A 24561-nucleotide genomic window follows, 5' to 3' on the forward strand; every position below is an offset into this window, starting at 1 on the left:
CAACACGCACGGGGGCGCTCATCATCTTCGTCAATTGATCGAGTCATTTGACTAACTCGCCAAGATCGAAAGGGCCGCCTGATGGCCGAGATCATGACGTTCCCCGAGGCCCCCGCGAGGGAGGGCTCGACCTTCCCCATCACGATCGAAGACGACGCGAGTCCGGTCGTCCGGCTGATCGGGCGCACCTTGCGTGACTCCTCGCGGATCGGTCACGCGACCGAGGTCTTGGGCCGCTCCGTCGGCACCGTGGCCGTCCGCTCCCACGACACACCGCAGGCCGCGACGATTTCCTTCGGTGGCAAGACGATCACGGTGACCGGAGGAGTCGTGGCCGAGCCCGACGCGATGGTCGTCGTCGATCTGCGGGCGCGCTTCGCCGCTGTGCGGGAGCCCGCCGGCGATGTCGTCCTGGCCGCCGGCACCTTGCGCGCGTTGACGCCGCCGCTACCGCACTGGCGCGAGGCCGCCCGGCATTTCTGGGCGGTGACAAGGGAAATACCAGGCATCCCCGACGTTCTGCTCGTCGACGGCCCTGAGCGGGCCCGGTTCGGAGACGGGGCGACCGAGTACCTGATGGCGGGGCCGCCCGACGTTCTCGCCGGTGTCTTCAGCGGAGCGGACGACTTCGTCGCCTCGTTGGCGGCCGGTCTGCGGCTCAAGGGCACGTTGGCACAGATGTCGGTCATGACGGCCGCGTCCTGGAGGGTTCGGTTCGATGTCTGATACACGCGCCGTGCGCCTCGAGGCGACGAACCACGACGGAAGCTTTCTGGGCAAGAACGTCTCGATGACGAAGTTCGCCTCGGGCAAGGAATCCGGCTTCGCCTTCGCCGACATCCTGTTCGCGATCGACCTCGGCAACGAAATCGTTCTCGGTGACGCTTTCCCGGACTGGCGCGGCAATCTCTACGACATCCAGATGATCCCCGACCTGTCGACGATCGTCGAGTGGAAACCGGGCCTGGACGCGGTCATCGGCGACTACTGGCTGAAGGACGGCACGCCCGTGCCGATCTGCCCGCGGAATCTCGTACGGAAACTCGTGGCCCGGCTGGCGGTTCTCGGGTACACCGCGACGATCGCCGTGGAGATCGAAGCGACGCTGTTCGAGGAATCCGTCCAAGAGGCGCGAAAACTCGGGTACCGGAATCTGACGCCGTTGGGCGGCGGTACTGGAGCGACATACCACTTGGCGAGGTCCAAGGACTGGGTCGACTACATGGAAGCGGTCGTCGACCGCCTCGATCGCGTCGGCATCGCTTGGGAGGCATGGACCGATGAGGCCGCCGCCGGGCAGACGGAGCTGAATCTGGCGCCGGCGGATCCGATCACGCTGGCCGACTCCTGGGCGCGGACCCGTCAGGTCATGCGTGAGGTCGCGTTCGAGCAGGGCCACACGGTGACCTTCATGGCCAAGCCGACTGCGGGCTATGGACAGGGCGCCCACATCAACCTGTCGCTCCAGAGCGATGGAGTGAACCGGTTCTTCGCCGAGGACGGCCCGTCCCGGCTGATGCGGCACGCGGTCGGCGGCCTGCTGGCCACGATGGAGGGCAACACCTCGCTCGCGTTGCCGCAGATCACGTCCTACCGGCGACTGGTCGACTTCACCGGGCCGCCCACCACCGTGAGCTGGGGCGTCAACAACAAGACGGCCGCGGTGCGCGCGATCACCGGGCACCCCAAGTACTCGCGCCTCGAGTACCGGCTTCCCGGCGCCGACGTCAATCCCTACCTGGCACTGGCCGGGGTGTTGGCCGGAGTGCTGGCAGGCATCGAGCGGGAGATCGAGCCGCCCGAGCAGGTGACTGACATGGCGTGGTGCCTGCCCGACAATACCGGCGTGCCCCGGATTCCCGACACGATGTCGAAGGCGGGCGCGGCGCTGGAAGCCGATCCGCTCCTGCGCGAGTACCTCGGTGACGAGTTCGTGGACTTCTGGGTCGCGTCGCGGCGATGGGAATGGATGGAGTTCCACACCAAAGGCGGCGACCCGTTCGCGGAGCTCTCCCAGTGGGAGTCCACTCGCTACTTCGAGTTCCCGTGAGCGCGCGTCCGCTGATCGGCATCACCGGCAGGCGGTTCCGGCTGGAGCTGATCAAGGGAGCCGACGAGCGGTACGGCGACCGTTGTCTCGACAGCTACATGTCGGACTTCGCGAGCCGGATCGCGCAGGCCGGTGGGCTTCCGGTGCATCTCTCCTACGACACCGACGCGACGGCGATCTGTGAGCGGCTGGCCGGTGTCGTGATCACCGGCGGGCAAGACGTCCACCCGGCGTTCTGGGGTGGCGACCCGGGAGTGGTCCGCGACATCGATCCGAGAACCGCCCCGATGGTCCACGACGCGGCCCGGGACGAGTACGAGATCGCGCTCGTCCGTGCCGCCCTGGACCAGGGGATTCCGGTGCTCGGTGTGTGCCGGGGGATGCAGGTGCTCAACGTCGCGCTCGGCGGCACCCTCGTCGCCGATCTTCCGGCCGGCCCGGTGAGCCATCTGTCGGCGGAGACCGCGCCGACCGACGGCACCGCCGATCATCTTGTGTCGTTTGAGGAAGGCTCGATCGCCGCCGGTCTGTTCGGTGAGTACGCGATGACCAACTCGTGGCACCACCAGGCCGTCGACCGTTGCGGCACCGGCCTGGTCGTGACCGGGCGGACGAGCGACGGCGTGGTCGAAGCGGTCGAGCTCCCGGGCGCACCGGTGCTCGGCGTCCAGTGGCACCCGGAGTGGATGAAGAGCGAGGACCCGGCGATGGCGTGGATCGTCCAGTCCGCGGCGAAGACGCGAAGGAGCTTGCCATGACCGCGAAAGTGGCACCCGGACAGGCGGGTGACGACCCCACCGTCCCGACACTGACGGAACTGCTGGCGCGGCGTGCGAAGGACTCGCCGGAAAGGGAATTCCTGCGTTTCGGGGAGTGGTCGTGGAGCTTCGCCGAGATCGACGAATGGACCTCCAGACTGGCGCACCGGCTGATCGAGGTCGACGGCGTCCGGCCGGGCGACCGGGTCGCGATCATGCTCCCGAACGTCGTGCACTGGCCCGTGGTGTGGCTCGCCGCGTTGAAGGCGGGCGCGATCGCGGTACCGATCAACAGTTCCTACCAGCGCGCCGACCTCGACTTCGTGCTGCGGGACTCCGGGGCGCGCGTCGTGTTCACCGACGCCGACCGCTCGGAGCTGATCGCGGCGGTCGTCGCCGGTGAGGACATCCGCGTCGTCGATGTCGCCGACGACGGGTCGGAACCGTTCCCGGCGACGCCTCCGGCGGTGCCGATCGACGGCGGTGCGCTGGCGAACCTGCAGTACACGTCCGGCACGACCGGTTTTCCCAAGGCGTGCATGCTCACCCACGACTATTGGGTCCGGCTGGGCTGGCTCTGCGCGTCGGCGACCGGGCTCGGATCCGAAGACGTTCTTCTTACGGCGCAACCGTTTTCGTACATGGATCCACAGTGGAACACCGCGCTGGCGCTCACGGTCGGCGCGCCGCTGGTCGTACTGCCCCGGTTCTCCGCGTCGACCTTCATGGCCGACGTCCGACGGCACCGGGCGACCTTCTTCTACGTCCTCGGGTCGATGCCGACGCTGCTGTTCAAGCAACCGCCCGCCGCCGAAGACCGCGACAACGACCTCCGGCTCGTGTTCTGCTCGGGAATCCCGGTTGGGCTTCACTCTCGGCTGGAGGAGCGTTGGGGCGCGCCGTGGCGCGAGGTCTACGGGATGACCGAGTCCGGGATCGACCTGTTCAGCCCCTTCGACGACGCCGGTGCGGTGGGAAGCGGGAGCCTGGGACGGCCGGTACCGACGAAACAGGTCCGCGTCGTCGATCCCGGCGGCACCGAGGTTCCCGACGGCGAGGCCGGTGAGCTGATCATCGCGGGCACGCCGATGATGAACGGCTACTGGAACCGCCCAGAGGAGTCCGCTCGGGTGCTACGGGACGGCTGGCTCCACACCGGCGATGTGGTCGTCCGCCGCCCGGACGGCGGAATCCGGCTGGTCGGCCGGATCAAGGACATGGTGCGGCGCGGCGGCGAGAACGTCGCGAGCGTTGAGGTCGAAGCCGCATTGGAGCGGGACGACCTGGTGGTCTCGGCCGCTGTCGTCGCCGAACCCGACGAGATCCTCGGCGAGGAGGTCAAGGCTTTCGTTCAGTTGGCGGCGGGTGTACGGCCCGATCGTGCGACCGCCGAACGGATCGTCGAGCGGGCGGGCAAGGAACTCGCGCGGTTCAAGGTGCCGCGCTACCTCGAATTCGTCACCGATTTCCCCCGCACTCCGTCCGAACGCATCGCCAAACCGGCCCTCAAGGCCCGAGCCGCAGCCGATCCCGGCGTGACCTACGACCTCGGTGCGCGACGGGGATTCCTCGGCATCGAAGTCGTCCGGGACGTCGCGGTGCTGACCTTCCGGCGCCCCGAGAAGCTCAACGCCCTGGACGTCGCCACCCGGCGCCGGCTGGCGAGCGTCATTCGCGAATTCGGTACGGGCGAGAGCGTGCGCGGGATCGTGCTCACCGGTGAGGGCCGTGCCTTCTCCGCGGGCGAAGACCTCCAGAGCGCGCCGTCCACGGACGCCGGGATGCTTGAGGCGTTCGCGAGTTTCCACGACATCACGAGGGCGTTTCTGGAGACGCGGGTGCCCGTGGTCGCGGCCGTCAACGGAATCGCGGTCGGGGGAGCCTCAGAGCTCACCTTGTGCTGCGACACCCGGATCGGCACCCCGGAAACCGAGTACTACCAACCGGAAAACGGCCGGGGCATCACGATTTCGAACGCGTCCAGCGTGCTGCTGAGGCGACTCGTCGGGAACCACGCGATGCGCGTGGTGCTCGGCTCTCCGCGTGTCCGGGCCGACGAAGCCCTGCGGATCGGCCTGCTCGACGAGATCGTCGAGCCCGGCGCCCTGATCGGCCGCGCCATCGACACCGTCATCGAGTGGACACCCGAGGGGAACACGACGGCCCTGCACCTCGCGCTCCTGCGCCCGTCGGCAGAGGACGTCGAAGCGGCCTTCGCCCGGGAAGACCTCGCTGCGGCCCAGGCGTGGGAGAGCGGGGTTCTGACCGCGGGCATCCAGCGCTTTTTGTCCACCGACAAAGAATCCGTAGAGGAGACGTCGACATGATCGACACCGAGGCCGCGGTCCTGACCGCCGTCGGCGAACCGCTCGAGCTGACCGTCATCCGGGTGGACGACCCGGAGCCGCACGAGGTGCGGGTCGCGGTCACCAACGTGGGGTTGTGCCACAGCGACCTGCACTACATGACCGGAACGGTCCCGACCGGCCTGCCGGTCGTCGTCGGGCACGAGGTGGCGGGCGTGGTCGAGGCGGTCGGCTCGCAGGTGTCCGGCCTGCGACCGGGAGACCGCGTGGTCGGCGCGCTGACGCCTTCCTGCGGCCGCTGCGCGAACTGCGAGGCGGGACGGTCGACCCAGTGCGGCCGGGTGGAGGAGATCCGCCGACGTCCTCGGCCCGCGTTCCAGACGACGGCCGGCGAGCCGATCGAGCGACTTGGCGACATCGGGGCGTTCTCCCGGCACGTCCTCATGCGCGAGAACTCGCTGGTGAAGCTCCCCGACGACGTTCCACTCCACGTCGGTTGCCTCCTGGCCTGCTGCGTGATCACCGGCGTCGGCGCCGTCTTCCGCGGCGCCCGCGTGCGACCGGGCAGCACGGTCGCGGTCATCGGGTGCGGCGGCGTCGGCTCGGCCATCATCCAGGGCGCCAGGCTCGCCGGCGCCTCGGCCATCGTCGCGATCGACCTGGACGACGCCCGGCTCAAGGCCGCGCGCGGCTACGGCGCCACCCATGTCATCAACGGCGGGGACGAGGACCTGGTCGCGGAACTTCACCGCCAGCTGGGCGGCGGAGCGGACTACGCCTTCGAGGCGGTCGGCTCGGCCCGCACCGCGGCGACGGCGCTCGCCCTCGTGCGCCCGACGGGGACCGCGTGCCTGGTCGGGATCGCCCCTGGAGGCACCGAGCTCAGCATCCCCGCATCGGACTTCTTCTTCGAGGAGAAGCGGCTCATCGGCTCCTACATGGGCTCGGGCCAGGCACGGCAGGACATCCTCCAGCTCGCCCGCCTGTATCAGCAGGGACGCCTGCTGCTCGACGAGATGGTCACGCGCGTCATCCCCTTCGGCGAGATCAACGAAGGCTTCGAGGCGATGAAATCCGGCGACGTGACCCGCGTCGTCGTCGATCTCCAATCCTGACCGGCGAAGGAAACGTGAAGATGAGCAACGAGATTCCCCGGCCGGTGAACTACATCGCCGACGCCTGGAGCGAAGCCGAGACGATCCCCGGCGCGTGGAACGTCGACCCCAACACACGCGAACCCGTCCACCGCTCCGTCACGACAGCCCCCGACGATGTCGAGCGCGCGCTGCGGCACGCGGAGCGCGTGTACGACGTCGGACCCTGGGGCGAGGACGCCCGACGCGAGCGCGCCGAGATGCTGGAGCGCGTCGCCGACATCGTCGAGAGCCGTACCGAAGACATCGCCCGCACGGACTCGCTGACCAGCGGCACACCGATCAGTGTCACGCGCAAGGTCGCGGCCTTCCTGCCCGCGAGGATCCGCGCGTCGGCGGCGGATCTGGTGACCATCCCGCGGGTCACCGCGCTGGCGGCCGGCGGCCGGGACGTCCGCCTCTACAAGGTGCCGTGGGGCCCCGCCGCGATCCTCACCCCGTGGAACGGGCCGAGTTTCATTCCGGCGGCCAAGATCGCGAGCGCGATAGCCGCGGGCTGCCCCGTCATCCTCAAACCCTCGGAGCACGCGCCCGGCAGCGCGCAGGTCATCGTCGAGTGCTTCCTCGAAGCGGGCCTGCCCAGCGGCGCGCTGCAACTGGTGCACGGTGCGGGCGACGTCGGCGCCAGGCTGACCTCCGATCCGCGAGTCAAGATCGTCTCGTTCACCGGTGGATCCGGCGCCGGGCGCGCCATCGCCCGGGCGGCCGCGGAGGACTTCAAGGTCTTGCAGCTGGAGCTCGGCGGGAACAATCCGGTCCTCGTGCTCGACGATGCCGACCTCGACGTCACCGCGGCCGGCATCCTCGACGGCATGACCAAACTCAACGGTCAATGGTGCGAGGGACCGGGCAAAATTCTCGCGCACCACAGCCTGGTCGATCCTCTCCGCGAGGCCTTGACCGAGCGGATCGCCAAGCTCGTCGTCGGGCACTCTCTCGACGAGGACGTCCAGATCGGGCCGATCTCCAACGCCCCGCACTTCGAGACCCTCAAAAGCAGGATCGAGGGGCTTCGCGACCTCGGAGCGACCCTCCACCAGCCTGCTCGGCTGCCCGAACTCGACGGCTATTTCCTGTCGCCGGCCATCGCCGTCGGAGCCGACCCCGCTCGGGCCACCGCCGAACTGTTCGGCCCGGTCGTTTCGCTGCACGCCGTGGACTCCGACGAGGAGGCGTTGCGGATCGCCAACGCCACTCCCTCAGGTCTCGACGCCTACGTTTTCGGCGCCGACACGGACCGCGCGATCGACGTCGGCTCCCGCGTCCTGTCCGGCGAGATACGGGTCAACGGCGCCAAGATCGCCGACCTCGGTGACGACTCGGCTCAGAGTTTCTGGGGCCCGGCCGGTATCGGCGGCCACGGACCGGCCGAGTCGGTGCGCGTGTTCTGCGGTGACCGGGTCGTCGGTGTGGATTCGCCCGACTTACCGTTGTGAGGGCGCCACGGGCGTGAAGCCGAGCCGCGCCGCGAGCCAGCTATCGAGCACCGACGTGGCGAGCTCCATCTGCCCCAGCGCGGCGGAGCGATCCCCGTAGGTCAACCAGTTCGCGGCGAAACCGTCGGCCAAGGCGGCGATGACGAAGGCGATCTCCTCGACGATCTCCGGTTCGATCGGATGGTCCGAACCGGCGTCGCGCAGCGCGGTGCGCACGGTGTCGAGGGCCTTGTCGTACACCGCTATACCGCGGTCTCCGTGCTGGCGCCGCGCCCAGCTGATGAGTTCCATCGCCGCCATGGTGAAACTGGCCGACTCGAGATAGCACTCCATGACTCCGCGCAGGAGCCGTCGAGCCGTCTCCGCCACGTCGCCGGGGGAGTCGTTGCCCTCGAGCGCGTCGCGGTACCTGCCCGCCACGAACTCGTAGACGTCGGCGAAGAGATCCTCTTTGGAGTCGTAGCAGTAGTGCAGCATCGCGAGGTTCGCTTTGGCCTCCTCAGCGATCCGCCTGGTCGTCGCGCCTTCGATGCCGTGGGTCGCGATGACCTCCACCGCGGCCTTGATGAAGTCGCTGCGCCGTTGGGCGGCGGGGATCCGTGGCACGCAATCCTCCCGGTGCACGTAGTTGGACGCTTGATTAAGTCAAGACCAGCTTAGCAGCGGAAGTTCTTAGTCAAGCGACTTGATCGGATGGCTAAGTCCGGCGTACGCTATGGCTCGGATCACAAATCCGTGCAGCGTCCCCAGGGCTTCGGCCGCCGGCCCGAACACCGCCTTCAGGCATGAACCAAAGGAATCAAGGACATGAAGGACCTGCTCTTCATGCTGGCCGATCTCTGGATGATCTTCGCCGGCTTCTTCTTCGGCTGGAAATTCATCCGGCGCTACGGCAACTACCTGCTCGGCTTGGAATGGATGATCGTCGCCACGTCGGGCTCGAACTTTCTCCTGTGGGCACTTCTGGGCGGAGACGAGGACAGCTTTCTCTACACCATCGCGTACTTCTTCGACGCTTTCTCGCGATCCGTCGGCATCACCCTCATCCTCGTCCTGGGCCTGATGCGCGTGACGCATCGGTACAAGCCCTCCGTGGCGGTCGATATCGGCGTGTTCGCGCTCGCTGCCGCCGCCGGGCTGTACCTCCAGCAGTTCCGCGCCGACAAGCTGCACCTCGGCCCGGCGACGTTCTACGTCGTGGTCAACGTGCTCACGACGATCTTCCTCGCCTACTTCGTCTGGCGGCTCTGGCGCATCGGCGCCAAAAAGCAGGCCCTCGCCACAGCCCTGGTCACCCTCGCGGGATCCGTCATCGCGATCACGTACGACTTCTTCCCGATCCCGGGCGACGACGCGCACCGGACGCTCTTCTACACTGCGGCGCTGGCCACCTGGGGATTCCAGATGTTCGTGTGCTTCTTCGCCTATCGGGCCCTGCACGACCACAACGTCGCGAGCCGGCACAGTGCGAACACGGCCTTGCAGGGAGTTGAAGGATGAAGACCGGCGACGTCGAGTACAGCGCCTTCAGCGGCTGGGTCGATCCGCCCGCGGACGTTCTTCCTTGCCTGGCCGAGAACATCACCTGCGACGTCGCGGTCGTCGGCGGCGGCCTCAGTGGCATGTCGACGGCGCTGCGGCTGGCCGAACGCGGGCAGGACGTCGTGCTGCTGGAGGCCGAATTCTGCGGGCACGGCGCCAGTTCCCGCAACGCCGGGCAACTGGCGGGTGCTCCGGGCGGAGATCTTCAGCTCCTCAATCTGTTGTACCGCAAGAAGATGCCCGGAATGATCCGCCTTGCCGAGCGTGCCGCGCACCACGTCGAGGGCCTGATCGAGAAGCACGACATCGACTGCGACTATGAACGGACGGGCAATGTCTTCGCGGCGACGTCCCGTGGCCAGCTGGGCCGCGTGCGCCGGGTGACCAAGATCCTTCGGCGCGTCGGCGCCGACGTGGAACTGGGCACGAGCGACGAGCTCGGAATCCCCCGGGGATTTCTCGGCGGCATGCGCGAAAAGGTCGGCGGGATCATGAATCCCGGCCGATTCACCTTGGGGCTGCGACGTGTCCTGCTCCGCACCTCCGCGCGAGTCTTCGAGCAGACGAAGGTCACCGACGTGACGCGCGACCGCGGCCAGGTGGTCATCACCACCCCTCGGGGTGAAGTGCGGGCGAACAAGGTGGTGCTGGCGACGAACGCGTACGCCGGGGAATGGGACATCACGCCGCCGCGGCTTTCCGTGCCCATCTGGGTCAACGAGGTAGAGACCGAGCCCATCGACCCCGCCCGAATTGCAGCGCTGGGGTGGACCAGCCGCTCGGGACTCGTCACCCAGCACAACATCATGGAGAACTACCACCTGACACCGCGTAACACCGTCGTTTTCGGCGTCCGGCGGCTCGAGCGCGGCAGGACATATCCACTCCCGGCGAAGGAACCGGACCCGGCCCTCGTCGAAGAGCTCGCCGAAGCCTTCGCGACCCGGTTCCCGGCGCTGTCCGACGTCGCGATCGATCGCGCGTGGGGAGGATGGATCGCGATCACCTCGTCCTGGCTGCCCCTCGCCGGACAACTCGGCGAGAACGTCTACTACTCGATCGCCTGCAACGGCCACGGTCTGGCTCAGGCTCCTTATGTCGGCTCCCTCATCGCCGACCTCATCGTCGACGGCGAACGACACGAGGACTTGGCTGGTCTGTGGGTGAAGAAGCCCAAGTTCTCGCGCCCGATGATGATGAGCCCGTGGGGACTTCGGACCATCTGGGCCGTCGACCGGTTCAACGACTTCGTCAACGGGAGCCGACGCAACGCCCGACGAGGCTCGGTACCTGTGATCCGGTCCTGATCGACGACACCGACACGCCAACCGAAGATCAACCGCCCCGCTGAGAAGCCGTCGAGGTTGAGGGCCGCGAACGTCCACCTCTTACCCGATCACCTCGCCACGGGGCGGGAAGCCTGCGGCGGCAGCCGTGTTCGCGCCTTCTGGCGGTAGCGCTACAATGAGTCACGTATCGTGAGGTCGTTCAGACTGTGTGGAACCGGTCGGACTGTGGCCTCGGGCGGGCCACCGAAAATGAGGCGAGCCGAGCACCTGCCAGCGGGCATGACGTGCCCCTCTGCGGGTAACCGCTCCTGAGCTCGCTGGTGACCGGATCCACGTCACCGCGGTTGAGGAACCACTCGACAGGTGACCCCGCATGACACCGCCCGACGAACTCGAGAGCGTCCTGGCTCGCCTGCACCGCGCGGCCTCCGACGGGCGACACCTCGGCGACGTCGCTTCCCTGCGCATCGCCGGGCTGCTCGGCCTGGACGTCCTCACCATCGACCTGGTCAACAGCGCCGGAACCCTGGAACTGGTGTGGAGTGACCCGGCGGACGGGCCAGGGCCCGAGCTGGATGATCTGCAGTACACCCTCGGTGACGGCCCCACCCTGGAAGCCGTCGAGGAGGGCTACACGGTGTCCGAACCCGATCTGGCCGCCACGGATCAGGCGCGCTGGCCGTTGTTTCTGCCTGCCGCGATGCAGTCCCCGGCTCGAGCCGTCATCGCCGCCCCGCTGCAAGTCCACGGCGAGACTGTCGGAGCCCTCACCGGGTACCGCGCCACGCCCGGCGCGATGACCGCATCGCAATCACACGATTTCCATCGCGTCCGCCAAGCGTTGCTGCCCTTGGTGTCGCAGAGCGCGCCGAATGGGACCGGGGACGGTCTCCGCCGCTACCGCGAAGAAGTCCAGCAAGCCGCCGAGTTCCTCGCCGCCACCCTTGCCATCCCACCGGATCACGCACTCGCCCGGCTCCGCGCCTACTCTTTTCGGCACGACCGGTCCTTGGCGGACCTCGCCCGCGACGCCCTCACCCGCCGCCTCCGACTGGACTGATCACAACCCGTGGGGCATGTGACGTGGAGTAGTTCACGCATGGTGCGCCGGCAGCCGCGAGGTGCGGTGGCAGATCCAGACTTGATGGCTTATTCGGGGGCGCGGAGTTCGTTGTTCTGGCGTTGGGCTTCGTGGAGTTGGTCTTCGAGGGAGACGATGCGGCAGGCGGCGTCGACGGCTGTGCCCTGGTCGACCAGTTCCCGCACGCGGCCGGCGATGCGCAGCTGGTGCCGGGAGTAGCGGCGGTGCCCGCCTGTCGAGCGCTGCGGTGTGATCAGACCGGCTTCGTCGAGGCTGCGCAGGAAGTTCTGGGTGGCTCCCAGCATGTCCGCGGCGCGGCCCATCGTGTAGGCGGGGTAGTGGTCGTCGTCGAATTTATTGGCCCCGCCCGGACCGGGATCGGGGGTATTGCGTTGGTCAGGAATCATTCCACCTCCACATCACAAGGGACCCCGGGCGCCACATGTGGCGCCCGGGGTCCCAGGGTTGGGTGTCACCATTGTCTACCGGCCGTGAGGCCGATGTCCTGCATCCGCGGTGTCCGTCCGAGAGGCGGACGATGCGGAGATCGCTGATTCGTAACCGAGAACCACCTTCCAATCCGATGGGCCTGCGGTACCCGCGCGGCACTACTGCCCAGCCGCCGCGGGCGATCCAATGATGCTCCCGTTCCCTTCTATCCTGTGTTTCTCTCTTACTGGGTACTGCCTGTACTGCGATTTCAACAGACGTCACCGGCTGGAACCCTTCCCTTGATCGGCCCCAGCACGCGTGCTGCCTTGCAACTACCTACTGAATTGCTACTGCGTACTGCATTTATCGGTTACTGCACTTCTTCGCCGGGATCGGCCTTGTCGTTCACGTCTTCATTTCTCGATCCCGGTGCTTCTCCGGTCACCAGTCGAAACCTGTTCACCGATTGGCTTCGTCCTGCCTGACCGTCTTGTCTCACCTCGCGGGTAGTTCCGTCATCTCCCGCGCCTGCTTGACGTTGTCTCTCTCGGTACAAGGAGAACAGTACACACATCCAAGGTTGAATGTCTACTGTCACGGACACAGATTTTCTCTTGCCCTGGCCTGGAGAGGCGCCGGTGGGGCAGATCCGCAGGTCAATGTGCGGGTAGCGACGAACGACATCACTCGAAAGGGCAGGGCTGGAATGACCGACTCGACCGCACGGCAGGACCCGTTCGGCCTGACCGGGCTGCGCGACCACCAGGAGTACGTCGACGCCCTCAAACGCTTGGCCGAGCAAGGCCGTGGTGAACGCCGCATCCCGCTGCTGTCGGAGACCGAGGCCCACGTCGTGGCCGAACTGCTGGGCCAGTTCGCCATCCACAACCCCATCGGACATCTCAATCAGCTCGGCGCCTGAACGCACAGAGGACGTTCGTCTCGATGCTCGGTGGTGGAAACGTGACGAGCTCGATCCCGAGAAATCCGCGACCAGAAGCTGTGGGTGAGGACCCTTCCGTCGAGGCTTACGTCACCAGGGGGCCGGCGCTGGTGAACGATCTGACCGCGGAGCAACGCGGCCGGGTTTCGTGGCTGGAGCGGCGTTGAACCAGGACGTGGTGAAGGAGGGGCCGGATCCTGGCCGATCTCGCCACGTCGGCGATAGTCAGCGACGTCAGCGGTGTGGGTGGCGGCTGCGGTTCGACGCTTGACCGTGATCATTGCGGGCGTCGCCCTTCGCCGGGACTTCCGCTGGAGGCGATGCGGGCTGGTGGTCGGGCCGGGGTTGCGTGGATGGAACGTCGTCGTCGGTCCCGGCCGGTGTGACGATGGCTGCCGAGCGTGAGCCGTGGATGATCAGTCGTTCGTGCGGCCGGGCGATCTGCAGTAGCCGGGAGACGGCGCGCGTGGTGACGACCAGCCGGAAGTCGGTGTGCGGGGCGGCTTGCCGGTGGGCGGCCAGAAGGACCTCCAATCCGGTGGAGTTCAGGAACGGGACGAGACTCAAGTCCACGATCAACCGTCGAGGCCGACGGCTCAACGCCGCGTCGATCGCCTGGCGTGCGGCGGGTGCGGTGTGCAGGTCCAGGTCGCCGTCCACGATGAGGATCAGTGTGCGGCCGAGTTGTTCCACCGTTACGGCCAGCGGAGGGCACCGGTACGCCGGAGGTTCATGTCCGCCGGTGGGGACCTCGGTGACCGTCCGAACGACACCGAGGCCTGTTCTGTTTTGCGGGGCCGCAGCGGGTGCCGTGCGATCCGGTCGTGGGCGACGCGACCGGCGAAGATCGAGCGTTATGAGTTTCACGTTCCGGGCTCCAGGCTGGACCGGCCATCGCTGAGTCTCGCCGCGGAAGGTCGGGCGCGCGGTCGAGGGACAGATGCGGCCAGTGTGACGGTCGATCGTCGCGAGGGCGGGTGTCTGGGCACTCCGGCGCTGTCGCCGGGATTCTATCGCGTACTTGGGTGAAAAATCGGCGTCCGGTCCCGTTTCGTGGTGTGAGGTACCGGTCGCGCATCGGCGGGCGCGGTGCCGGGTTCAGGGGGTTACGCTGACGGTAACGCCCGATCGGCCGTCCGGAAGTCGACGGAACGGATTGTGGCGTATCGGGTTTCGCCCAGGACCTCGGCGTCTCAGGCTCGAGCCGCTTGTTCGCCAAGGAGTCGTCATGGGCATTCTCGCCTGGATCGTGCTCGGCCTCGGGATCGCCGGGGCACTGCCTCCGCTGACCAACCACGCGATCAGCGGAGGATTCCTCACGTTCATGCCCCGCCGGAATGTGCACCGATGACCGGCCAGGCGGCGGGATGGCGATGGCGTCACGCGTCGCGTTCCGAGAGGCAGGGAACGAGGATCATGGCGGAGCTCGAGCCGTTCACCGACAGCGCGGAGCGCGATCGGTCGCGGTGGAGCCGGCGGAGGACGGTGTCGGTCTCGTGCACCATCGTCAGAGTCCTTTGTGGATTGTTCGCGACGGTGCTCGCGGCGTGGATCGTGCTGGTTTTCGGTGAGGCCAACCCCGCGAACGGGGTGGCCGAGTTCGTCCGAGGTTTCGCCGCCGGTGTTTCGCTGGGGTTCGACGACTTGTTCACCCCGGACGACGCGAAGTTCCGAGTGCTGCTCAACAGCGGCCTCGCCGCGATCGTGTGGTTGGGCATCGGGTCACTGGCCACGATGCTGATCCGCCGGTTCGCCCTCCACGGGCCAGGGGAGTCGTGACCCAGGGATCTCGACGCCAGGATGTCGCCGCCGGCAAACCGCCTGAACAAGAGGGGCCCGCATGCCATGACCGTGGTGTGACGAGCGCTGACTTAAGTGACAGGGCGGATACCCTCGCCACGAGGCGTGACCCGCGGAGAATCAGCTCAGGCAGGAAACGGGGCTATCAGGTGATCAGGCGGCGTCGGAATCCGTGCGCGACGGCTTGAGCGCGGTCGTGCACGCTGAGTTTGCTGAACAGTCGGCGGGCATGGGTTTTCACTGTGTCTTCGGCCAGGTATAGCTCGCGGCCGATCTGTCCGTTGCTTTTGCCTTCGCTCATTCCTTGCAGCACCTGCATCTCGCGCTGTGTCAGCCGGACTCCAGGGTCCAGCGACTGCCGAGGGGCCGACACGGGAGTGGTGGCGAGCGTCTGGGCCACCGCGGCGACGAGTTCTGGCCGTGAGGCATCCCAGCGTAGGTAACCGCGGGCTCCGCCGGCGATCGCCGCGGCGATGGTGGCGGCGTCATCGGGTGCGCCGAACACGAGGACATTGGCCTGGGGATTCGCCGAGACCAGTAGCCGGGTGGCTTCCAGTCCGGATGGCACCGCACGCTGGGTTCCCACGAGCACGACGTCGGCAGGCTGCCGGGAGTATCTCGTGCGCAGCTCATCGCCATGCACGACATGATCGATGCGGTCGACCCCCGGAACCGAGGACAGCGCCCGGGTGAGTCCTTCCCGGACAATACGTCGCTCGTCGCAGATCAAGATGGTCGTCAAGTTGTTCCTTCCCGCCACACGTGTGGATCATCTTCCCTGGTGACACCAACGCTCGGCGCCGATTGCGGCTGTCGGTGATCATCAGCCCTGCGCGGGCGACGATGAAGTGGCTTGGTGCAGACACGATCGGGTTAACTCCGCGTGGTGGAGGCCCATCGACTTTACGCGTCGCGGCTGGGAGAGACCCTGTCAGTTAAGGAATGGACCGTCGGTCCTGCGACGACGGCGGGCAGTGGTGCGCCAGGGCGGCTGCTTGCGTCGCGCTTGGGTGGATGCAACTGTATGTGCCGACGGCCAGTTGGCTCGGTCCCATCACCAGGGCCGGTGCCGTCACCGCTCCAGACCGTGGCGGGTCACACCCGTACCCGTCTCGTCAGGAGTGTCGTCGTGAGCAGTACCGCCCTCGTGGGCTTGTCGGTTCCCCTGGATATGCGACGAATTCGTACCTTCCGGCTGGAGCGATCGCTGAGGTTCTACCTCGCCCTGGAGTGCGAAGTCCGCCTGTCGGGTGATGGCTGGGTGCTGGTGGGCAACGCGGACACCTTGTTCATCTTGGAACGCGGTGGCGCCGTCGTTCCCTCAAGCGGCACTGGTCCTGCGCTCAGCGTCGGGAACCTACTGCATCTGTGCCGTAGCCTGTGGGCGTCCAGCATTGACACGAGCCCGATCAGCTATCCCGCGTGCGCGCCTGGCGGCCGGATCACCGTTCGTGATCCTGACTCGCATGCTGTCTCCATCAGTCAGGCGGAGAGCCGGGGAAGTGTTAAGTGAGGCAAGGCCAACGTGTCGTGAGTGGCGATTCAGTGTGCTTTTGTCTTGCCCCTCACCAGGTGAGGGGCAAGCGTCGTGCGACGGCGGTCTGGGTCAGCCGGTGCAGTTGGGTACCGCGGGGGTGCTTCCGACACAGTTGCCGGGTGTGTTGGCGGTGATCGGGAAATTACGCCTTGGCGCAGGCGACGAGGACACCGATGGTCGCGTTGGCGGCCGTGGCGTGTGCGGCCGCGCTCGCCGCGGCGGCCGTGGCGGCGGCGGTGCTGAACGCACCCAGGTTGGCGGCGGCGTCGCTGATCGCGGCGGGCGTCCCGGTGAGCACACCCTCGGCGAACGCCTTGGCAGCGGCGGCAGCGGCGGCTGAGTCGGCGACGTTGGCCGCGGCGGCGGTGGCCGAGTTCGCGGTGTCGACCGCGGCGGCGATAGCGCTGGCACAGCTTGCGGGAGGGGCGTTCGCCGGTGCCAGGTCCGTAGTGGACGCGGCGGCACTGGCCGGCGCCATGGTCAGCATCGTGAGGGCGCTGACGGCGAAGGACGAGGCCGCGATACGGCGAAGGTTCATATTCATCTGCGGAACTCCTGAATCAGGAATGAAGAGCGAGTCCTGGCCGACCCGGTGAAAAAACCGAACCACCGGAACAAAGCCGGCTGAAAGTGAACCGGCTCATACAAGAAGTGGAGCACCGAACGAATATCAAAGACGAAAAGGCACCCGTACGTGTCCGTGTGGCGAGAGTGATCGGCGCCGGTGTGCACCGAACGAGCTCCGTTCAGTGGCACGTCTTCGCGCCGGCGTCTCGAGTTCATGAGCGCGGCGAACGCGAGGCTGTCACCGAGAAGCATCGCGATGCCGGCCGCCTTGACGGCGGACCCGACGACGGCCCGCTGGCTGCTGGCGCAGACTCAAACCCAGGACCCCTAAGCCCCCGCAGCTGTCGCTGTGGCAAAGCCGCTTGACACAAGAGGCTTTGAGTTCGGTGGGGCCGGCACTCGGACGAGCAGCGAGGTAGCTCCGACTCGCCTCAACGCGAGAGACCGCGCACGAGGGGACGGACGGCTACCGCGGTTGTACGAGTCCGCTGGCTTCGTCAGAGGGTGACGTGGGTGGCTTGTGGCCCGGCGGGCAAGAGGCAGGCGTAGCTCAGGGGGAGCAGGTTCACGAAGGTTCCGTTGGCTCCGGTGCAGATGTTGCTCGCTTCCTGGACTCGGCGGTTGGCGGGGTTGAGGGGGTTGAACACGCACACGTAGCCCACTGGGTCGACGGTGAGGGACAGGACGCCGCCGGTCGCGTTGCACAGTTCGGTGGCGTTGCCCGTGCTTGAGCCCGGGCCGGACGTGGGTGGCGTGCTCGTGTTCTCGCAGCTGGCGTGGATGTCAGGATCAGGCGCGGGTCCTTGGCAGGTGTCGATGCCGTCGCCGCCGTCGAGACTGTCCTGGCTGCCGTCGTTGGATGCGCCGATGAGGGTGTCGTTTCCCGCGCTGCCGGAGATGGTGTCGATGTCCAGCCCGCCGGCGAGAGTGTCGGCCCCGGTGCCGCCGGTGATGGTGTCGTTGCCGTCGCCGCCGTTGACCGTGTCGTCGAAGTCCGATCCGGTGATGGTGTCGTTTCCGCCGTTGCCGTTGATCGTCTTGGCGGGGTTCGTGCCGCCGCAGTCGATCGTGTCGTTGCCGGGACTTCCGGTCACGACCGTACTGGTCTGGGTCACGCCGGGGCTGACGACACAGTTGACGGCGGCGTGGGCGGCCGGCGGGGCAGTTGCCCACAAGGCCGGGACCGCGAGGGTTCCGGCCAGCATGGCGACGATTCCCCGGCGGACCGGATTCTGCTGAATTCTCATGATCTTCATTTCCCGAAACACTGTGAGTGATGACTCGCGCGGGCGCGGTGCGCCGGCGGAATGGAGTGGTGCGAACAGTGGCCGCTGTGTGGCTGAGCTGTCGGCGTTCGCCTCGTTCGCACAAAACCACGGTTCGTGATCTTGAACCGGGATCTTCACGGATATGTCACGTCACCGAGGTCTAGGGGTACCACGGGCAATTTACTCCGGCGGTCGCGGAAACCGATACGGCTGTACCTCGAATGCGCGTGCACCGTCCGGAGCCGACACGAGATTGTGTCGTCCACGCCCGGCCGAGTTCGGCATGACGGCCGTCGCCGACAGTGGGGTTCGACGCGGCATCATTTCGCGCATTCCTGGTGAAATGAGGGTATCGAGTCGCCCCTAGGTCGTCCGGTGGTGCTCCAGGGAAGCAGATCGCGACCCCTTGTCGGACCTCGTGTGCGCCACCGCGCGGTCGAGCGCCTCGGCTACCTCCGCAGGGGTGCTGGCAGTTGCGCCGGTTTTGGCACCAGAGCCAGACGAGTTCCGTCGGCTACGTCTTCGGTTCCGAGCCTGGAGTGCGGCGAAAGTGTCGCATGCGGTGGGAGAGAGGGCGCCTCACAGCGGATACAGCCGACTGCGACGTCGGCCGCGATCATGGGCATTCCGCGGAGCCCTGATCACGTATGGGTGACTAGCCACGGTTGCGCTTGCAAACCCTGGTGAAGGGGCGAAGGGTCGGTCATGTCGAGGGTGTTGATTTGTCGGTCCCCTTTCGCGAACACGGCACCGGGCAGTGGCCCCAGACTTTCGGTCATCACACCACCTCGCAGATCCGTGGCATCAGTCCCGGATCCCCTTTTATCCGTTGGAAGGTTGATCATGAGATCGACAGCGCGTATCAGTGCGGCAGGCCAGATCGGCCGGGTCCTGATCGGTGTGGGCACCGCCGCGGGGTTCGCCCTCGCGGTTCCCTCGCAGGCGTGGGCGCTCCCGCCGGGGTGCACTCAGAGTGGCGCCAACTTCACGTGCACCGCTGGGATTCCCGCCGGTGATGTACTGGACGGCACCACGGGGAACAACATCATCACCATCACCGGCGGTGCCGTGAACGGCACGGTGAACGGCCTCGCCGGCAACGACACGATCACGGTGACCGGCGTCGCCGGATCCCTGGGCGCCAACGGCCCTCCGGGAGCAGCCGGTAACGCTGGTACACCCGCGGGCACCGCTGGTGGCAACGGCGGAGCAGGAAACGTCGGCGGTGCCGGTGTGGGGACGACCGGCGTCATCAACGCCGGTGACGGCACGGACAGCATCACTGTCCTCGGTGGTGCGGGAGGCAACGGCGGGTACGGCGGTCAGGGCGGGGCAGGCTTCGCCAGCGGTGCCGGTGGCGCCGGTGGCAGTGGCGGTGTCGGCGGGATCGGTGGTGCAGGTAACGCCGGGAACGTCACCGGCGGCGTCGGCAACGACACCGTCGTCCTCACCGCGGGCAGAGGCGGCAACGGCGGTCTCGGCGGCCTCGGTGGCAACGGCGGCGGTGTCGCCGGAGGCGCGGGTGCCGGGGGTATCGGTGGCGCGGGTGCGGCCGGTGGTGTCGGGAACTCGGGAGCCTATAACGATGATCTCCTCGATGTCGGGCTCGACAACGTCACTGCCAACGGTGGTGCCGGTGGTACCGGCGCGGCCGGTGGCGTCGCCGGCTGCGGCCATGGCGGCGGAGCCGGAGGCGTCGGCGGTGCCGGAGGAGCCGGCGGTGTCGGGAACTCCGGGACCGTCAACGGTGGTGCCGGTGCCGACACGCTGAAGTCCAACGGCGGGCTGGGCGGCAACGGTGGCGTCGGTGGCAAGGGCGGCAACGGCTCTGCAGCCGTTCAGCCTGGCGGAGCCGGCGGTGTCGGCGGCGCGGGTGGCGCCGGTGGGATCGGAAACTCCGGAACTCTTACTGGTGGAACCGGTGTCGACTTCATCACCGCGACCGGTGGCAAGGGCGGTAATGGTGCCGGCGGCGGTAACGGTGGCACGGGTTGCAGTGGTCCCGGTGGTCCTGGTGGCATCGGCGGTGCCGCGGGTGCCGGCGGTCTCGGGAACTCCGGAACCATCAACGACGGGGCGGACACCATCGCCACGCCGTCCGGCGCCAGTGGCCTCGCGGGTGGCAACGGCGTCGCCGGAATCAACAACGGCGGCGTCTGTACCTGCTGACCAGTGAGCTCCCAGCAACACCGGGGATGTCGCCGCCGACATCCCCGGTGTTGCTGGGGCTCGCACACGATCACCGCCCCAGAGCCCGCTTATGGCGGTTCGTGGACCCGGCTAGTGGCCTGGTCCGGCACCGTGAACTGGCCGCCGGTCCCGCCGCCTTCGCACCGATGACGGCCGCGACCGCCCGAACCCGCCGATGGTCACCTGTTGCCCTACCAGGACAACAGGTCCGCGCCGCAGCAGGAGGCCTCGGACTACAGGGGTACGCTGCCGTGGTCGTCGGTGATCGCGTTGTGGTGTTCGCCGGTGGTGTCGGAGTCGCCGCTCGGTGGCATCGTCCGCGCCGTCGTGAGACTGACCGGCCACAGTTGACAGTTTCCGGTTGACACCGGTTATTGCCCGCCCGCGTCGGCATCGGCTTCGAAGGGCAACGGGTTCAGCGACTGGCGGCCCAGGTGCAGGTGTGGTCCTGTGTGGATCGTCCGCATCGGACCGCGGTTGTTGTCCCGGCTGTCCCCACCCTGGTCGTCACCTCGGGGCGTTGTGACTCAGCGCGTCGGCCGTCGTGCTCGTGGTCGGCAGCCGGCCCTCTTCTTTCGTCTCGTGCGAGTGGCATCGCGAAAGCTAGGGAAAGCGGCGGGCGACCTCGGAGTGCTTCCGCATCCGGCAGGCGAACTGGCGCCGGTCCAGTGGTGCTCAACGATGCATCCCCGCCGCCGCTCCAGACGCGTTGGCACGCCAGGCCAGGGTTGCCGTTCCCGTGCAGCCGGGGAGTATCGGGTGTTGTGGCTGGGCGGCAATGTCCCGTCTATGAAGTTGGACGATCCCGGGGCGTCGTTGTCCTGGTTGAGAGGTGATCAGTTGGCAGAAGAATGGTGATCTTGTGGAAAACCGGACAAAGAGGTTGAGGCGTCTGCGCTTGCGATCATGTCAGTGCGTAGTTTGTCACGATGACGAATGCGCCACGACGCTGATATCAGTGCACATTCGGCGGTAGAATTCACAGGGTGCAGCACTGGCTGGAGTGGCGCATCAGGTCGGTTGATCTTTTCCGGTGAAGTAGAGTGCCGGTTCGACGTCGATGTCCTGGTCGGGTTAAGATGGGCAATGGGTAGAAGTCTGCGCAGGGCAACCAGGTCAGGTTACCCGTGGTCAGGTGTACGTTAAGGCAAATCGGAATCGAGCTTCATGTCGGCGTGTCATGGAGAACTGATCCGTGAGCACGGCATGTGACCGAGGGGGTAATGGCGTGCATGGCGAAAGTGCTGTATCACGAAAGCCGATACCTCGAGCTTTTGCAATCTTGACGGCTATTGGGGAATCGGGTGGAAGTGACACGCTGAGCGGTATATCGAACTCCACGCGATTGCCGAAAAGTACTGTACATCGGTTGCTGGCCGAGATGCAAAATTGTGGTCTTGTTGAGAGAGCGGGGCATCACTACAGTCACGGCTCGGCCTTGGCGCGCGTCGGGAAGGTCGAGGCAGGGGTGGGCGTGCAGCGGTTGCGGAGAGGTGTTCTTCCGTACCTGATCGATGTACAGCGCCGAACCGGATATTTCGTCGGTATCGGGGTCGCGCGTGGGAGCCGGGTTCATTTCGTGCAAACGATTTACGATTACGATCACTGTCCACTTGTTGAGCAGATCGAAAACGATTCGCAGCTTACTATCAGTGCGGCGGGGAAGGTCCTGATGGCATATGACCCGGGCCTGGTGGCAAGGCTGTCCATTCGTGATGGGCATCTTGAGTGTGCTGGCCCGGAAGCCGATCTTGAAGCATGGATGGGTTTGGAGCTGGAAGGAATTCGGCGTCGGCAGATATACTTCAATCTGGATGGCCCTGGCTTGCTGGCCGCTGCGGCGGTACCCGTCTTCGATGTCGCCGGCGTGATGGTCGCTGCCCTGAGTTTTGGAGCTCTGCGGAAGAGATTCGATTCGCGTGAGGCGCACTCGTCGCTACTGGCGGCACGGATTGTGGCCCATCGGATACTTCGCAGTGATCTTTGAAGCCTCTTCTGTATTCGACTTGTGACCTGTCGACTCGACGGTATTCGTCATGTCCACCTGGCTGCGCGCCGTTATCCGCGGACCGATACCGGCACGATCGCACCATGCTGAGGCCGCCTCACGTTCGCAGCAGGAGGGCGGTGACGTGTGCTCCGGTGCCCAGCCCGACGATCACGACGTGAGCAGTGTCGATGTCGTCGAAGGCAACGGAGAGGTTGACCGGATAGGTGCAGGTCAGCAGGTTGCCGAAGGAGGACAGGGTCTCGACGTAGCGCGCGGGCCGGATGCGTTCGGCCCAGTGGTCGAGCAGCAGCCGGACCCCCTGATGGGTGATGAGCGTGATGTCGGACGCCGGAACGCCGTTGCGTTCCAACAGGTCGTGCACGATCTTCGGAATGCTGTCCTTGTAAAGGCTGCCGAGCAGTTCGATGCCGGTCTGGGTCATGTCCAACGTGGGGGCGGGCATACCGGTGGTGCGGTCGATCGGCCAAACGTGCCTTTGCTGCAACGTGAGTGGGTTCAACCCGATGGTGATGGCGCGTTGATAGGCGCTGTCGGTGAGCGCGGCGTAATCGGTTATGGCGAATCGGTCGGACGGGCCGACGACGGCGGCCGCGGCGGCGTCCCCCATGCTGGTCGAGTGGCCCTGGGTGTAGTCGATGTGCCTGGTCATGTTCGTTCCGCAGGCCACCAGGCAGTAGGTCGCGCGCCCCGCCGCGATCGCCTCCGCCGCTTGGATCACGCCGAGCAGGAATGGGGTGAACTCGGCGTTGATCGGGACGACCATCGCGGTGCGCGGCAGGCCGAGGTCGTGGTGGACCTGATAAAGCTCGTTGGGTGAGTTGTACTCGGGAACGGTGATATAGCCGTAGATCCGGTCGATCTGTTCCGGGGTGACTTCCGCGCGCTCCAAGGCCTGGCGGCAGGATTCGGTGACGAATCCGGTGATCGATTCGTCGGGACCCAGGACGTGGCGACGATCCAGGCCGCGGAACAGGACGGACTGGTAGATGCCTTGTGCGTTGCGGCTGGTGTCGAGGCTGGCGAAGATCGGGTCGTCGTTGCGGCGCACGCCTCGTGGGACGCGGTGGCCGCAGCCGAGGATTCCTGCGCGTCGGGAAGTCATCTGCCCTCCTCGTACGAGATGTAGGGCTTGATGATGTTGCCTGCCTTGGTACGCATCAGTTCGAAGGCGTGCTCGACGTCGTCGAATCCGAAGCGGTGGGTGGTCAGGGGGGTGGGGTCGACTCGCCCGGTCTGCATCAACCGGAACAGGCGGGTGAGCCGGTCCCCGTTGATCGGTGCCATCATTCCCCGGATCGTCTTGTCTCCCATGCCCATTCCGAACGAGATGATCGGAACGGGCAGTGGTTCCTGGTTCGCCCACCCCTGGTAGCCGGTGTTGACGATGGTGCCCCCGGGTTTGGTCACACGGATCGCGGCTTCGAAGGTCTCGGGCGTGCCGAGCGCCTCGATCGCGCTGTCGACGCCGTGGGAGCCGACTGCCGCCCGGATCTGTTCCACCGGTTCGCCGCGCCGGGGGTCGAGAACGACGTCGGCGCCGAACCGCCGGGACAGCGCGGCGCGTTCGGGCCGGGTGGCGGTGGTGATGATCAGCCCGGCGCCGAGCAGGCGCGCGCCGATGGTGGCGCACAGCCCGATCGAGCCCTGGGCGAAGATCGCGACCGTTCCGCCGTAGGGGATCCGCGCCAGCTCTGCGGCACTGACGCCCGTGGCGAGCACGTCGGTGGCGTACAGCGCCTGTTCGTCGGTGATGTCGTCCGGGATGGGCACGACGTTGAAATTCGCGTCCGGTGCGACGAAATACTCGGACAGGTTTCCTTCCCGCTGGGTCGTCCATTTGTAGCCGCCGACCATGCCGCCGCATTGGGCGACGAATCCGCGTTGGCAGTACTCGCACCATCCGCAGCCGGTGACGCCGCCGACCGCGACGCGTTGCCCTTCCCGGATGCCGGTGACCTCGCTGCCCGTCCGGTGTACCACTCCGACGCTCTCATGACCGAGCGTTCGGTCCAGCGGGATCGCCATCGCTCCCGAGATGGTGTGGATGTCGGAGGTGCAGATGCTGGACGCGGTCGTGCGTACGACCACCTCTCCCGGCCCGGGTTCGGGAATCGGTTTCTCCCGTATGCCGACTTGGTCGGTGTCGATGAAGACCAGTGCGCGCATGAGTTCGCTCGCCACGCCGTCGATTCCTTCC

24 protein-coding genes are annotated in these 24561 nt (G+C 66.8%); 16 read left to right on the plus strand and 8 right to left on the minus strand.

Features of this window, described 5'->3' with window-relative positions:
• The first annotated feature begins 81 nt into the window (after positions 1–81).
• The 6 genes from DMH01_RS32535 to DMH01_RS32560 are packed head-to-tail and all read left to right on the plus strand — an operon-like array spanning position 82 to position 7704.
• The gene (locus tag DMH01_RS32535) at positions 82–726 is read left to right on the plus strand and encodes a hypothetical protein (protein ID WP_125681579.1); all 645 of its coding nucleotides are present in this window, start codon (positions 82–84) and stop codon (positions 724–726) included.
• Complete coding sequence (locus DMH01_RS32540) at positions 719–2050, plus strand: glutamine synthetase family protein (RefSeq protein WP_125681581.1); 1332 nt, start codon at positions 719–721, stop codon at positions 2048–2050. Before DMH01_RS32535 ends, DMH01_RS32540 begins: the two co-directional genes overlap by 8 nt.
• Entirely contained in the window at positions 2047–2808 is a 762-nt protein-coding gene (locus DMH01_RS32545; protein ID WP_125681583.1) for a gamma-glutamyl-gamma-aminobutyrate hydrolase family protein, read from the plus strand. The genes DMH01_RS32540 and DMH01_RS32545 overlap by 4 nt, the downstream gene beginning before the upstream one ends.
• Positions 2805–5135 carry an AMP-binding protein gene (locus DMH01_RS32550; RefSeq protein ID WP_125681585.1) on the plus strand — a complete coding sequence of 777 codons (2331 nt, stop codon included), beginning with the start codon at positions 2805–2807 and terminating at the stop codon, positions 5133–5135. The genes DMH01_RS32545 and DMH01_RS32550 overlap by 4 nt, the downstream gene beginning before the upstream one ends.
• On the plus strand, positions 5132–6229 hold the full coding sequence (locus tag DMH01_RS32555; protein WP_125681587.1) for a Zn-dependent alcohol dehydrogenase: 1098 nt from the start codon (positions 5132–5134) through the stop codon (positions 6227–6229). Before DMH01_RS32550 ends, DMH01_RS32555 begins: the two co-directional genes overlap by 4 nt.
• A 20-nt stretch (positions 6230–6249) precedes the next feature.
• A complete protein-coding gene (locus DMH01_RS32560) occupies positions 6250–7704 on the plus strand; it encodes an aldehyde dehydrogenase (RefSeq protein WP_125681589.1) in 1455 nt (484 codons plus the stop codon).
• On the opposite strand, the gene DMH01_RS32565 is transcribed toward DMH01_RS32560, so the two are convergent.
• The gene (locus DMH01_RS32565; RefSeq protein WP_125681591.1) at positions 7693–8310 is read right to left on the minus strand and encodes a TetR/AcrR family transcriptional regulator; all 618 of its coding nucleotides are present in this window, start codon (positions 8308–8310) and stop codon (positions 7693–7695) included. The genes DMH01_RS32560 and DMH01_RS32565 overlap by 12 nt on opposite strands.
• Before the next feature lie 201 nt (positions 8311–8511).
• Here DMH01_RS32565 and DMH01_RS32570 point away from each other — a divergent pair, with 201 nt between their 5' ends.
• The 3 genes from DMH01_RS32570 (at position 8512) to DMH01_RS32580 (ending at position 11595) form a co-directional block, all read left to right on the plus strand.
• Positions 8512–9204: a transporter gene (locus tag DMH01_RS32570; protein ID WP_125681593.1), complete on the plus strand. Its 693-nt coding sequence runs from the start codon at positions 8512–8514 to the stop codon at positions 9202–9204.
• A complete protein-coding gene (locus tag DMH01_RS32575; RefSeq protein WP_125681595.1) occupies positions 9201–10553 on the plus strand; it encodes an FAD-binding oxidoreductase in 1353 nt (450 codons plus the stop codon). Before DMH01_RS32570 ends, DMH01_RS32575 begins: the two co-directional genes overlap by 4 nt.
• 355 nt (positions 10554–10908) lie before the next feature.
• Positions 10909–11595, plus strand: coding sequence for a GAF and ANTAR domain-containing protein (locus tag DMH01_RS32580; RefSeq protein WP_199745717.1), 687 nt, complete (start codon positions 10909–10911; stop codon positions 11593–11595).
• A gap of 89 nt (positions 11596–11684) precedes the next feature.
• Here the strand turns inward: DMH01_RS32580 and DMH01_RS32585 are convergent, their stop codons facing one another.
• A complete protein-coding gene (locus tag DMH01_RS32585) occupies positions 11685–12023 on the minus strand; it encodes a MerR family transcriptional regulator (RefSeq protein WP_125681598.1) in 339 nt (112 codons plus the stop codon).
• Positions 12024–12754: 731 nt separating this feature from the next.
• On the opposite strand from DMH01_RS32585, the gene DMH01_RS32590 reads away from it, so the two are divergent.
• Positions 12755–12970 carry a hypothetical protein gene (locus DMH01_RS32590; protein ID WP_125681600.1) on the plus strand — a complete coding sequence of 72 codons (216 nt, stop codon included), beginning with the start codon at positions 12755–12757 and terminating at the stop codon, positions 12968–12970.
• Positions 12971–13225: 255 nt separating this feature from the next.
• On the opposite strand, the gene DMH01_RS32595 is transcribed toward DMH01_RS32590, so the two are convergent.
• The gene (locus DMH01_RS32595; protein WP_233621740.1) at positions 13226–13684 is read right to left on the minus strand and encodes an STAS domain-containing protein; all 459 of its coding nucleotides are present in this window, start codon (positions 13682–13684) and stop codon (positions 13226–13228) included.
• A 535-nt stretch (positions 13685–14219) separates the two neighbouring features.
• On the opposite strand from DMH01_RS32595, the gene DMH01_RS43585 reads away from it, so the two are divergent.
• Both DMH01_RS43585 and DMH01_RS32600 read left to right on the plus strand, forming a co-directional pair.
• Positions 14220–14342: a hypothetical protein gene (locus DMH01_RS43585; protein WP_255432122.1), complete on the plus strand. Its 123-nt coding sequence runs from the start codon at positions 14220–14222 to the stop codon at positions 14340–14342.
• Positions 14343–14407: 65 nt separating this feature from the next.
• A complete protein-coding gene (locus DMH01_RS32600) occupies positions 14408–14770 on the plus strand; it encodes a hypothetical protein (protein WP_125681602.1) in 363 nt (120 codons plus the stop codon).
• Between the two features lie 166 nt (positions 14771–14936).
• Here DMH01_RS32600 and DMH01_RS32605 read toward each other — a convergent pair whose 3' ends face one another.
• Positions 14937–15533 carry a response regulator transcription factor gene (locus DMH01_RS32605; RefSeq protein ID WP_125681604.1) on the minus strand — a complete coding sequence of 199 codons (597 nt, stop codon included), beginning with the start codon at positions 15531–15533 and terminating at the stop codon, positions 14937–14939.
• Positions 15534–15920: 387 nt separating this feature from the next.
• Here DMH01_RS32605 and DMH01_RS32610 point away from each other — a divergent pair, with 387 nt between their 5' ends.
• A complete protein-coding gene (locus DMH01_RS32610) occupies positions 15921–16304 on the plus strand; it encodes a VOC family protein (protein WP_125681606.1) in 384 nt (127 codons plus the stop codon).
• Between the two features lie 166 nt (positions 16305–16470).
• Here the strand turns inward: DMH01_RS32610 and DMH01_RS32615 are convergent, their stop codons facing one another.
• Together DMH01_RS32615 and DMH01_RS32620 are read right to left on the minus strand one after the other, a co-directional pair.
• Positions 16471–16872 carry a hypothetical protein gene (locus tag DMH01_RS32615; RefSeq protein ID WP_125681607.1) on the minus strand — a complete coding sequence of 134 codons (402 nt, stop codon included), beginning with the start codon at positions 16870–16872 and terminating at the stop codon, positions 16471–16473.
• Between the two features lie 520 nt (positions 16873–17392).
• Positions 17393–18151: a calcium-binding protein gene (locus tag DMH01_RS32620; RefSeq protein ID WP_125681609.1), complete on the minus strand. Its 759-nt coding sequence runs from the start codon at positions 18149–18151 to the stop codon at positions 17393–17395.
• A gap of 855 nt (positions 18152–19006) precedes the next feature.
• Here DMH01_RS32620 and DMH01_RS32625 point away from each other — a divergent pair.
• From DMH01_RS32625 to DMH01_RS32630, 3 genes are all read left to right on the plus strand, one after another.
• Positions 19007–20332, plus strand: a complete 1326-nt coding sequence (locus DMH01_RS32625; RefSeq protein WP_125681611.1) for a hypothetical protein — start codon at positions 19007–19009, stop codon at positions 20330–20332.
• A 207-nt stretch (positions 20333–20539) separates the two neighbouring features.
• Positions 20540–20704, plus strand: a complete 165-nt coding sequence (locus tag DMH01_RS42795) for a hypothetical protein (RefSeq protein ID WP_158633266.1) — start codon at positions 20540–20542, stop codon at positions 20702–20704.
• 877 nt (positions 20705–21581) lie between these two features.
• On the plus strand, positions 21582–22340 hold the full coding sequence (locus DMH01_RS32630; RefSeq protein WP_158633267.1) for a helix-turn-helix domain-containing protein: 759 nt from the start codon (positions 21582–21584) through the stop codon (positions 22338–22340).
• Between the two features lie 118 nt (positions 22341–22458).
• Here the strand turns inward: DMH01_RS32630 and DMH01_RS32635 are convergent, their stop codons facing one another.
• Both DMH01_RS32635 and DMH01_RS32640 read right to left on the minus strand, forming a co-directional pair.
• Positions 22459–23466 carry a 3-oxoacyl-[acyl-carrier-protein] synthase III C-terminal domain-containing protein gene (locus DMH01_RS32635; RefSeq protein ID WP_125681615.1) on the minus strand — a complete coding sequence of 336 codons (1008 nt, stop codon included), beginning with the start codon at positions 23464–23466 and terminating at the stop codon, positions 22459–22461.
• Complete coding sequence (locus DMH01_RS32640) at positions 23463–24545, minus strand: alcohol dehydrogenase catalytic domain-containing protein (protein WP_233621742.1); 1083 nt, start codon at positions 24543–24545, stop codon at positions 23463–23465. Before DMH01_RS32640 ends, DMH01_RS32635 begins: the two co-directional genes overlap by 4 nt.
• Positions 24546–24561: the final 16 nt, after the last annotated feature.

This window comes from Amycolatopsis sp. WAC 04182 (genome assembly GCF_003947465.1).
Classification (GTDB): domain Bacteria; phylum Actinomycetota; class Actinomycetes; order Mycobacteriales; family Pseudonocardiaceae; genus Amycolatopsis.

Coding starts and splice junctions, on each gene's coding strand:
- DMH01_RS32635 (WP_125681615.1), bottom strand. CDS start 23,466: ATGACTTCCCGACGCGCAGGAATCCTCGGCTGCGGCCACCGCGTCCCA.
- DMH01_RS32560 (WP_125681589.1), top strand. CDS start 6,250: ATGAGCAACGAGATTCCCCGGCCGGTGAACTACATCGCCGACGCCTGG.
- DMH01_RS32585 (WP_125681598.1), bottom strand. CDS start 12,023: ATGATTCCTGACCAACGCAATACCCCCGATCCCGGTCCGGGCGGGGCC.
- DMH01_RS32540 (WP_125681581.1), top strand. CDS start 719: ATGTCTGATACACGCGCCGTGCGCCTCGAGGCGACGAACCACGACGGA.
- DMH01_RS32600 (WP_125681602.1), top strand. CDS start 14,408: ATGGCGGAGCTCGAGCCGTTCACCGACAGCGCGGAGCGCGATCGGTCG.
- DMH01_RS32570 (WP_125681593.1), top strand. CDS start 8,512: ATGAAGGACCTGCTCTTCATGCTGGCCGATCTCTGGATGATCTTCGCC.
- DMH01_RS32620 (WP_125681609.1), bottom strand. CDS start 18,151: ATGAAGATCATGAGAATTCAGCAGAATCCGGTCCGCCGGGGAATCGTC.
- DMH01_RS32615 (WP_125681607.1), bottom strand. CDS start 16,872: ATGAATATGAACCTTCGCCGTATCGCGGCCTCGTCCTTCGCCGTCAGC.
- DMH01_RS43585 (WP_255432122.1), top strand. CDS start 14,220: ATGGGCATTCTCGCCTGGATCGTGCTCGGCCTCGGGATCGCCGGGGCA.
- DMH01_RS32555 (WP_125681587.1), top strand. CDS start 5,132: ATGATCGACACCGAGGCCGCGGTCCTGACCGCCGTCGGCGAACCGCTC.
- DMH01_RS32575 (WP_125681595.1), top strand. CDS start 9,201: ATGAAGACCGGCGACGTCGAGTACAGCGCCTTCAGCGGCTGGGTCGAT.
- DMH01_RS32590 (WP_125681600.1), top strand. CDS start 12,755: ATGACCGACTCGACCGCACGGCAGGACCCGTTCGGCCTGACCGGGCTG.
- DMH01_RS32625 (WP_125681611.1), top strand. CDS start 19,007: ATGAGATCGACAGCGCGTATCAGTGCGGCAGGCCAGATCGGCCGGGTC.
- DMH01_RS32550 (WP_125681585.1), top strand. CDS start 2,805: ATGACCGCGAAAGTGGCACCCGGACAGGCGGGTGACGACCCCACCGTC.
- DMH01_RS32535 (WP_125681579.1), top strand. CDS start 82: ATGGCCGAGATCATGACGTTCCCCGAGGCCCCCGCGAGGGAGGGCTCG.
- DMH01_RS32580 (WP_199745717.1), top strand. CDS start 10,909: ATGACACCGCCCGACGAACTCGAGAGCGTCCTGGCTCGCCTGCACCGC.